Source organism: Myxococcus llanfairpwllgwyngyllgogerychwyrndrobwllllantysiliogogogochensis, assembly GCF_006636215.1.
GTDB classification, from domain to species: Bacteria; Myxococcota; Myxococcia; order Myxococcales; family Myxococcaceae; genus Myxococcus; species Myxococcus llanfairpwllgwyngyllgogerychwyrndrobwllllantysiliogogogochensis.
The window spans coordinates 1-383 of the sequence record NZ_VIFM01001030.1; the positions used below are offsets into that span (position 1 = coordinate 1).

Below are 383 nucleotides of genomic sequence, written 5' to 3' on the forward strand. Positions count from 1 at the left end.
GCCACGCAGCGCGCCTTCATGCGCATGGTGATGGACGTGGATTTCCAGCGCGAGATGGGCATCGCCAGCGGCGCCGCGCCCGCGCGCGTGGATGTGCCCGACACCGGCGCCGACCTGTGCGGCCGCCAGGCCATCCGCGACCTGCGCAGCGCGAACATGCGGCGCACGGTGCTCGCGGCGTTCTCGGCGCTGTCGCCGCGCTCGGTACAGCAGCACATCAACGACATCGTCATGCAGCACCTGCAGGGCCGCATCGACGATGCGCGCGCCACCGAACGGCTCAAGGACCTGATCCTGGGCACCGGGCCGGTGGGCCCCGAGCGCTGAGCGCGGATCGTCCGGTGCGGTTCGCGGCGCCCCGGCACCGCGGCCTGCTGTCGCGC

General features: G+C 73.4%; 1 protein-coding gene. It reads left to right on the top strand.

The window, feature by feature from the left end:
* Positions 1-327: hypothetical protein (locus FJV41_RS57735; RefSeq protein ID WP_220138089.1), on the top strand; the 327-nt coding region annotated here is incomplete at its 5' end.
* Positions 328-383 lie beyond the last annotated feature (56 nt).